The organism is Enterobacter sp. 03-F-07-AD-ECC (assembly GCF_047530935.1).
Lineage (GTDB): Bacteria > Pseudomonadota > Gammaproteobacteria > Enterobacterales > Enterobacteriaceae > Enterobacter > Enterobacter cloacae.
On the sequence record NZ_JBLKBZ010000026.1, the window covers coordinates 40,406 to 48,469 of the forward strand.

Annotated in this window: 8 protein-coding genes, 1 tRNA gene and 1 pseudogene; 3 read left to right on the plus strand and 7 right to left on the minus strand. The window is 52.7% G+C overall.

The window, feature by feature from the left end:
* Positions 1-42: 42 nt before the first annotated feature.
* Both ACMWKA_RS22775 and ACMWKA_RS22780 read left to right on the plus strand, forming a co-directional pair.
* Positions 43-118: transfer RNA gene (locus ACMWKA_RS22775), tRNA-Asn, on the plus strand.
* 54 nt (positions 119-172) lie between these two features.
* Positions 173-505, plus strand: a complete 333-nt coding sequence (locus ACMWKA_RS22780; protein ID WP_029881834.1) for a gamma-glutamylcyclotransferase family protein — start codon at positions 173-175, stop codon at positions 503-505.
* A gap of 49 nt (positions 506-554) precedes the next feature.
* Here ACMWKA_RS22780 and ACMWKA_RS22785 read toward each other — a convergent pair whose 3' ends face one another.
* From ACMWKA_RS22785 to dacD, 4 genes are all read right to left on the minus strand, one after another.
* Positions 555-890: a DUF496 family protein gene (locus tag ACMWKA_RS22785; protein WP_010432067.1), complete on the minus strand. Its 336-nt coding sequence runs from the start codon at positions 888-890 to the stop codon at positions 555-557.
* A gap of 168 nt (positions 891-1,058) precedes the next feature.
* Complete coding sequence (locus tag ACMWKA_RS22790; RefSeq protein WP_013097836.1) at positions 1,059-2,117, minus strand: FUSC family protein; 1,059 nt, start codon at positions 2,115-2,117, stop codon at positions 1,059-1,061.
* Positions 2,118-2,209: 92 nt separating this feature from the next.
* Positions 2,210-2,683, minus strand: a complete 474-nt coding sequence (sbmC, locus tag ACMWKA_RS22795) for a DNA gyrase inhibitor SbmC (RefSeq protein ID WP_129328161.1) — start codon at positions 2,681-2,683, stop codon at positions 2,210-2,212.
* Between the two features lie 118 nt (positions 2,684-2,801).
* Positions 2,802-3,974 carry a serine-type D-Ala-D-Ala carboxypeptidase DacD gene (gene dacD / locus ACMWKA_RS22800; RefSeq protein ID WP_151347972.1) on the minus strand — a complete coding sequence of 391 codons (1,173 nt, stop codon included), beginning with the start codon at positions 3,972-3,974 and terminating at the stop codon, positions 2,802-2,804.
* 192 nt (positions 3,975-4,166) lie between these two features.
* On the opposite strand from dacD, the gene sbcB reads away from it, so the two are divergent.
* Positions 4,167-5,603: an exodeoxyribonuclease I gene (gene sbcB, locus ACMWKA_RS22805; RefSeq protein WP_375143726.1), complete on the plus strand. Its 1,437-nt coding sequence runs from the start codon at positions 4,167-4,169 to the stop codon at positions 5,601-5,603.
* Between the two features lie 121 nt (positions 5,604-5,724).
* Here sbcB and ACMWKA_RS22810 read toward each other — a convergent pair whose 3' ends face one another.
* The 3 genes and pseudogenes from ACMWKA_RS22810 to ACMWKA_RS22820 all read right to left on the minus strand — a co-directional run.
* Positions 5,725-7,083, minus strand: a complete 1,359-nt coding sequence (locus ACMWKA_RS22810; protein ID WP_013097840.1) for an APC family permease — start codon at positions 7,081-7,083, stop codon at positions 5,725-5,727.
* Positions 7,073-7,135: a membrane protein YoeI gene (yoeI, locus tag ACMWKA_RS22815; RefSeq protein ID WP_099458931.1), complete on the minus strand. Its 63-nt coding sequence runs from the start codon at positions 7,133-7,135 to the stop codon at positions 7,073-7,075. The genes ACMWKA_RS22810 and yoeI overlap by 11 nt, the downstream gene beginning before the upstream one ends.
* A gap of 217 nt (positions 7,136-7,352) precedes the next feature.
* Positions 7,353-7,973: pseudogene (locus ACMWKA_RS22820) on the minus strand (LysR substrate-binding domain-containing protein); the annotation flags it as partial.
* Positions 7,974-8,064: the final 91 nt, after the last annotated feature.

Below are 8,064 nucleotides of genomic sequence, written 5' to 3' on the forward strand. Positions count from 1 at the left end.
GACAAAAGTTTTTTCGCCGCTAAGATAAGCCTCCACAACGATTCCTCTGTAGTTCAGTCGGTAGAACGGCGGACTGTTAATCCGTATGTCACTGGTTCGAGTCCAGTCAGAGGAGCCACATTCTGAAAAGCCCGCTTTTAAAGCGGGCTTTTTGCTTTTCTGGTGAGGAAAAATGGACTCTTTGTTTGTCTACGGTACGTTACGCCCGGGCCATTCAAATGCACATATTCTCGAAAGCATCGGCGGTGAATGGCAGGCCGGTTTTGTCACCGGGACATTTTATGCGCGTGGCTGGGGCGCTGCGGCAGATTTTCCGGGTATCGTGCTGCACGCCGATGGCCCACGCGTTGAGGGTTATCTGTTTATCTCCAGTAACCTTGAGGCACACTGGCCGATGCTGGACGAATTTGAAGACGGCTACGATCGGGTCGAGGTCATGGTGACCACCGCCGAAGGTGACCAGGTTAAGGCCTGGATCTATCAGCTTCAGCCGCGCTCTGCGTAATAAAAAAGGCTCTCTGTCACCAGAGAGCCTTTTTTGCAATCAGCAGCGATTATTCGCTTTTGGCTTCAGCGTTTTTGATTTCGCCCATCACTTTCAGCTTTTTGGAGATGTCACGACGCTCTTTAGACAGCTCAGCGTTTTTGATGATGTAGTCATCAACGCGGTCTTCGTAGTCGCTCTTCATGCTGGCGATAATGCCCTGAATAGCTTCAACGCTCATACCTGGCTTAATGTAGTCGCTCAGGTTATCCAGCAGCAGAACACGTTTCTGGTTGTCACGGATCTTCTTCTCAACGTCCTGGATTTCACGCTGCAGTTTGTTTTTGCGGCGGAACAGGCGGACGAATTCCAGAACATCCTGGAACGAAGGCTTGGTAGTTTCCATTTTTACACCCCTGATAATGTGAGATTCGGATTCGTTAAAGCAACCGTTGTAACAGTAACCTTACTGACAGCGGCTGCGAATGACAATGAGTATATCGTTTAAAACTATCATAACCCCAATTGATGCTGAATCGAAGCAGCAGCCGTCACATATGGCGATAGCTGCTCTTTATTTGCGCAGTGCGCGGCAAATGAGATGCGACAGCAACTCAAGCTGACGCGCCAGCTCCATGCTCAGCCAGACGTAACCATGGATTGGGGTTTCCGCTACGTTATCGCCCTGTCGCTCGTTGATCAGCTGTTTCAGTTCGGCAACGATCTCATTCAGACGCTCGCTGTTTGCGAGGATGGGCTGCGGGTTACCTTCATAAAGGGCATGAGCGATGGTCAGCAGAGTTTGCTGCGTCATCTGCTGCGTCTCCTTCAGCGTCTGCGCGTTCAGCATTAACAGATGGCTGGGGCGCGAGGCCCAGTGCGCGTTGATTTGCAATTCAAGCATGCAGACCAGATTACGGCTCACGGTCTGGATAGCTTCGAAAATCGATTTCTGAATATGGGTCTCTTTACTGGCAGGGGTAATCAGACCGCGCATTTTGACCACGTCATTAAGGATCTGCTGAAGGTGCTTCTCCAGCCGGGGACGTTCGACAAGATTAGGTGAAAAACCGGCCTGGTAGACGCGGTTAAAAGCGGTGACGTAATTTGCCATCTGAATGCGCCAGTGCAGGAAAGCGCGCTGCGGCCAGATACCGGTGAAAAGCATTGCCAGCAGTGAACCAAGGATAACATCCCCGCTTCGCCACAGTGCCGTGGTCATATCACCCGCTGGCGCGCCGACCACCACCGCGAGGGTGATACCAATCAGCAGTGCCTGATAGGGCTTTTTACCCAGCGCCAGCCAGCCGCAGAGGAACATGGCGACACCGCACCAGGCCAGCATCACCGGAAATGAAATAAGCTCCAGCTTCAGGGCAATCAACCCAAGGGCTGAGCCAAAAACCGTACCGCCAATGCGCTCGAAAGCACGCGGGACAACGTTCCCCCAGAACGAGATAGGCCCCATGACGACCACCAGCGTGATCAGCGGCCACGTTCCTTCAGGAACATCCAGTAAACGGACCAGCACAAACGTCAGAACGAATGCCAGCGCGATACGGCACCCATGAACCACGCGGTAGTGTTTATACAACCGAATTTCAAAAGACGTTAATGATTTGTCGGGACGCACACCCGCTCTCCAGCTACACGGCAAATCACAATTGTACTGTGTTTTCAGCCGGGCGGATCACACCCGGCTGAAAAACCCTGTATTTAACAGGACTACCCCGCTTTATGCTCTACAGCGATAAACATTTCGATGTCCCAGTACCCGTCGGCGTTGCCATCATTGAGATAGCGCTCGAAGCACGGTTTCAGAGCCATCTGGAATTTGTTGTCCTGCAAAAGGGAGTTAAAGAACTGGTACCACGGCGTGGCGAAGTCGTAGTTTTCAACACGTGCTTTCGCGAAGGCGTAATCTCCGGCCGCAATTTCCGTCATCATCACCCCTTCGCTGTTTTCCGGGATAACGAAATCATCCGGTACCGTAACGGCCGTATCGCAGCGCAATTTTTCTGCCGGGACTTCGTCCGGGTTATCGTAATAAACCGCAACCCACTCCAGCGGCTGGATGTGTCGGCCATCGACCCACATGACCAGCTGTTCAAAGCCCTGTTTTACCGTGTGTTCCCATGGCCCGACCAGGTGAAAACCGGCAATCTTACGTTTCTTTTCCTGCCTGATGCTGTAGTCCATACTGCCTCCGTTTATCACTGTATATTTATACACTATAAAGCAGAATTTCTATAATCGGCAATCAAGGAGTGTTTATTATGTGAGCAGACTCGCAACCCTGCCAGTCTGCCCAGAAAGGTTAGATTTTGTGGTGCAGATAATCACTCAGACGGGAGAAAAGGCCACCTTTATCAACACGCTCCAGCGTCACCAGCGGCCAGTGAGCGACCACTTTATCGCGGTCGTATAACTGGATCTCGCCTACCCGCTGATGGGCGGCTATCGGCGCTTCCAGCTCTTTTGTATCCAGCACGTATTTTGCCTTGATGTTCGGTACTTCTGCTTTCGGTAATGCCAGCCAGAAATCCTGGTCGGTGCCCAGGTTCACCTGTTCCTTATCGCCGTACCAGATCCGCTCGGTACCCACTTTTTTACCGTTATGCAGGATCTGCACGGTATCAAAATTCTGTTGTCCCCAGTGCAGCAGTTTACGGGCCTGCTCCTCACGCCCTTTCGGACTGTCTGCCCCCATCACTACAGCGATCAAGCGACGCTGGCCGTCAACGGCGGAAGCAATCAGGTTAAATCCGGCCCCTGACGTGTGCCCCGTTTTCAGACCATCCACGTTCATGGTCTTATCCCAGAGAAGACCGTTACGGTTTTGCTGCGTGATCCCGTTCCAGGTCAGGCTCTTTTCACTGTACATATGGTAAAACTCAGGCTCGCCGTGGATGATGGCTCTGGACAGCACGGCCAGGTCATACGCGGAGCTGTGCTGGCCTGGGGCATCCAGACCATGAACGGTTTCGAAGTGCGTATCGCGCAGATTCAGCTTTTGCACATAGTCGTTCATCATATTCACGAACTGCGGCTGGCCACCGGCCACGTGATCCGCCAGCGCCACACAGGCGTCGTTACCAGAATCAACAATCAGACCGCGGCTGAGGTCGCGCACAGAAACGCGGTCACCCTCTTTCAGGAACATCAGTGACGAACCGTCAAATACCGGGTTACCTTTTGCCCACGCGTCGCGCCCGACGGTGACAATGTCATCCGGGGAAATGCGGTGGCTATCAATAGCGCGGTCAACAACGTAGCCGGTCATCAGCTTGGTGAGACTCGCCGGATTGCGTTGTTGATGTTCGTTGCCCGCCGTTAAGATTTGACCCGTAGTGTAATCCATCAGTACCCAGGAGCCGGCCTGAATGGCCGGAGGCTGCGGCGAAAAATCCAGCGGATCGGCCGCAAAAGCAGATGAGACACTCGAAGCGAGTAAAGAAACAGCAATAAACAGACGGCGTTTCAACGGTATATCCTCAGGTCATTAAAAATCGATGACCTTTTTACGGGAGTTCTGGTGTCGTTACCTGGCTTAATTGCAAAAAAATGTGACAGGAAGCATGTTTTTCCCGGAACCACGCTCGCAAATTTGCGGCATGACGGCGCTTTTTATTCGGTCTGTCCCTCACGATCGTTTACCATAGTGACGTCACTTTTTAACAGGATGGTATTACTGGTGTCTGACTCTGCCGCACGCCCGACTTTTTTATTCCACGACTACGAAACCTTTGGCACCCACCCGGCGCTGGACCGACCGGCGCAGTTTGCCGCCATCCGCACTGATGACGAATTCAATATTATTGGTGAGCCAGAGGTCTTTTACTGCAAACCTGCCGATGACTACCTGCCGCAGCCCGGCGCTGTCATGGTCACGGGGATAACGCCCCAGGAAGCGCGGGAAAAAGGCGTTAACGAGGCAGAGTTCGCCTGCCGTATCCACGATCTGTTCACCGTTCCCCATACCTGCGTGGTCGGGTATAACAATATCCGTTTCGATGATGAAGTGACGCGCAACATCTTCTACCGCAACTTCTACGATCCCTACGCCTGGAGCTGGCAGAACCGCAATTCGCGCTGGGATTTGCTGGATATCATGCGCGCCTGTTATGCGCTGCGCCCGGAGGGGATTAACTGGCCGGAAAACGAAGACGGATTGCCAAGCTTCCGGCTGGAGCACCTGACGCGCGCCAACGGCATTGAGCACAGTAATGCCCACGACGCGATGGCCGACGTCTACGCCACCATTGCCATGGCGAAGCTCGTCAAAACCGCACAACCACGCCTGTTTGAGTATCTGTTGAGTCATCGCAGTAAGCAGAAACTGATGACGCTGATTGATGTGCCGCAGATGAAACCGCTGGTGCATATCTCCGGCATGTTTGGTGCCTGGCGCGGCAACACCAGCTGGGTGGCACCGCTGGCCTGGCATCCGGATAACCGTAACGCGGTCATCATGGTGGATTTAGCCGGGGATATCTCCCCGCTGCTGGAGCTCGACAGCGATACCTTGCGTGAGCGCCTCTATACCCCTAAAGATGCGCTGGGAGACCTGCCCGCGGTGCCGGTCAAACTGGTGCATATCAATAAATGTCCCGTACTGGCGCAGGCCAATACGCTGCGCCCGGAAGATGCTGACAGGCTCGGGATCAACCGCCAGCACTGCCTGGATAACCTTAAAATACTGCGCGAAAATCCGCAGGTGCGCGAGAAAGTCGTCGCCATATTTGCCGAAGCCGAGCCATTCGTGCCGTCCGAAAACGTGGATGCGCAGCTGTATAACGGCTTCTTCAGCGATGCCGACCGTGCTGCGATGAACATCGTCCTGCAAACCGAACCGCGTAACCTGCCCGCGCTGGACATCACCTTTGCGGATAAACGAATTGAGAAGCTGATGTTTAACTACCGCGCGCGTAACTATCCCGGCACGCTGGATGAAGCTGAGCAGGAACGCTGGCTGCAGCATCGTCGTAATGTGTTTACGCCTGAATATCTGCACGGCTATGCGCAGGAGCTGGAGATGCTTTACGGCCAATACGAAGGCAATGAAGAGAAGCAGGCGCTGCTGAAAGCACTGTTCAAGTACGTACAAGAGATAGTCTGAAATTCAACGATAAAAAAACCGGAGGCGATGGTCTCCGGTTTTTTTTGCCCGATGGTGCTGCACTTACGCGGGCCTACGGGTTTTGTCGGTCGGGTAAGCGTAGCCGCCACCCGACACGGTATTACGCAACGTCTTCGTACTGAGGAACCGGGTTACGGAAGCTCTTCGTCACGCAGGCCAGGTAAACCAGACCAATACCACCCCAGATCAGCCCCAGAATCATAGAGCTCTCTTCCAGGTTAATCCACAATGCACCGACCGTCAGCGCACCGCACATTGGCAGAACCAGGTAATTGAAGTGGTCTTTCAGCGTTTTGTTGCGCTTCTCACGGATCCAGAACTGCGAGATCACGGAGAGGTTAACAAAGGTAAAGGCCACCAGCGCACCAAAGTTAATCAGTGCCGTTGCCGTCACCAGGTCAAATTTAATAGCCATCAGGGCGATTGCGCCAACCAACAATACGTTCCACGCCGGTGTACGCCATTTCGGATGAACGTAGCCAAAGAAACGGGTTGGGAACACACCGTCACGACCCATTACATACATCAGGCGAGAAACCCCAGCATGCGCAGCCATACCAGAAGCCAGAACGGTAACGCTGGAGAAGATCAGTACGCCCCACTGGAAGGTTTTCCCTGCTACATACAGCATGATTTCAGGCTGTGAAGCATCCGGCTCTTTGAAACGAGAGATATCCGGGAAGTAGAGCTGCAGGAAGTAGGAGGCACCAATGAAGATCATGCCACCAATCAACGCAGTCAGGAAAATGGCTCGTGGGATCACGCGTTCTGCATCTTTGGTCTCTTCAGACAGAGAAGAGATACCGTCGAAGCCCAGGAATGAGAAGCACAGAATAGTCGCACCGGTGATCATCGGCACCACATGTGCCCCTTCAGACCAGAACGGACGAGAGCTAACCAGCGTGCCCGCGCCTTCACCGTGAGAAACACCGTAAATGATCAAACCCACAATAACCGCAACAATACCCATTTGCAGAATAACAATCAGGGTGTTGAAGTTCGCCACGGTCTTAATGCTGCGCAGGTTAGAGATGGTCATAAAGGCCACTAACGCAACAACAAAGAGCCACGACGGTACGGAAGGTACCAGCGCTTCGAAGTAAATTTTTGCCAGCAGAATGTTGATCATCGGCATGAACAGGTAGTCCAGCAGCGATGACCAGCCCACCATAAAGCCAACCGCCGGGCTAATGGATTTCTGGGCATAGGTGTAGGCAGAGCCTGCAGACGGGAAACGGCGAACCAGTTTACCGTAGCTCAGCGCTGTAAAGAGAATAGCGACCAGTGCAAAGGCATACGCCGTTGCCACGTGACCGTCAGTAAGGCCTGATACGATACCGAATGTATCGAACAGCGTCATTGGTTGCATATAGGCAAGGCCCATCATAACAACCGGAATCAACGTAAGTGTTTTACGTAATTCCACGCGAGAGGTGTTTGGAGTTGCGTTATGCGACATAGTTATTCTCCTTTACGGTGATAACCGCCACGTAAGCGAAAAATTGCCCCATTTCTTTCTTCCTCAGCGACAACAACTGTCGGATTTTAGTAAATATCTATCCGGTACGAAGCCCGGCCTCTTGGTTTTTAGTTTCGTTTCATACATGCAAAAAAAAATAACCGACGCCTTTTATATCGTCGATTATTCCTTTGGTTGCTGCGGCGCATTTTGCCCCACATCAGATACAAAACGCAATACTTTACAAAGGCATTGTAAATATTCCTGCGCTAACTGGCTGATTTGTGGACGCTGCTCTGCGTATAGACAGCGGCGATAGCACTATTTGCTAAAATTTCGTCCCGCCACCAGGCGCTGGCTAACCCCGCCGTTTGTTCATTCCAGCCAACCCAGACCGATTCATTACTGCTTTGAGCCAGAACCTGTTTTTCAATCAGCGCGCCGCTATCAAGAAATCGCTGCGCCAGATAGCGAGGTAAATAGCCGCAACCCAGCCCACTGATTTGCAATTCCAGCTTGGTTTTAAAATCAAAAACGGTGATGGCCTCCTGCTCATCAAGCAGCTGCGACGATACTGCACATTCCGGCCGTGAGCTGTCGCCCACCACAATGGCACGGTAACCTTTAATAACGCGCCGGTTAATGGGCTCGGGCTCCCGGGCCAGCGGATGATGCGGAGCAACCGCAAAAACTTGCTCAAGTATCCCGAGGCGGGCAAACCCAAAATCGCTCAGTTGAGGAGGTTCATGTAATGCGCCGACGATGATATCCGCCCTACCCTGAACCAAGGCCTCCCAGGAGCCGCCCAGTACACCATTAATAAAAATCAGCCGGGTCACGCTGTGGCGCTGATAAAACGCTTCAATTAGCGGCGTCAGCAGGGAAAACGGAATCTATGGTCACTCCCGTTTTTGCAACACCGATTTTGACGACAAGTTGGCTTGCTTGAATCTATCCGGCGTCTGAATGGGATTTTATTCC

Coding starts and splice junctions, on each gene's coding strand:
- sbcB (WP_375143726.1), top strand. CDS start 4,167: ATGGTATTACTGGTGTCTGACTCTGCCGCACGCCCGACTTTTTTATTC.
- ACMWKA_RS22810 (WP_013097840.1), bottom strand. CDS start 7,083: ATGTCGCATAACGCAACTCCAAACACCTCTCGCGTGGAATTACGTAAA.
- sbmC (WP_129328161.1), bottom strand. CDS start 2,683: ATGGACTACAGCATCAGGCAGGAAAAGAAACGTAAGATTGCCGGTTTT.
- ACMWKA_RS22780 (WP_029881834.1), top strand. CDS start 173: ATGGACTCTTTGTTTGTCTACGGTACGTTACGCCCGGGCCATTCAAAT.
- ACMWKA_RS22785 (WP_010432067.1), bottom strand. CDS start 890: ATGGAAACTACCAAGCCTTCGTTCCAGGATGTTCTGGAATTCGTCCGC.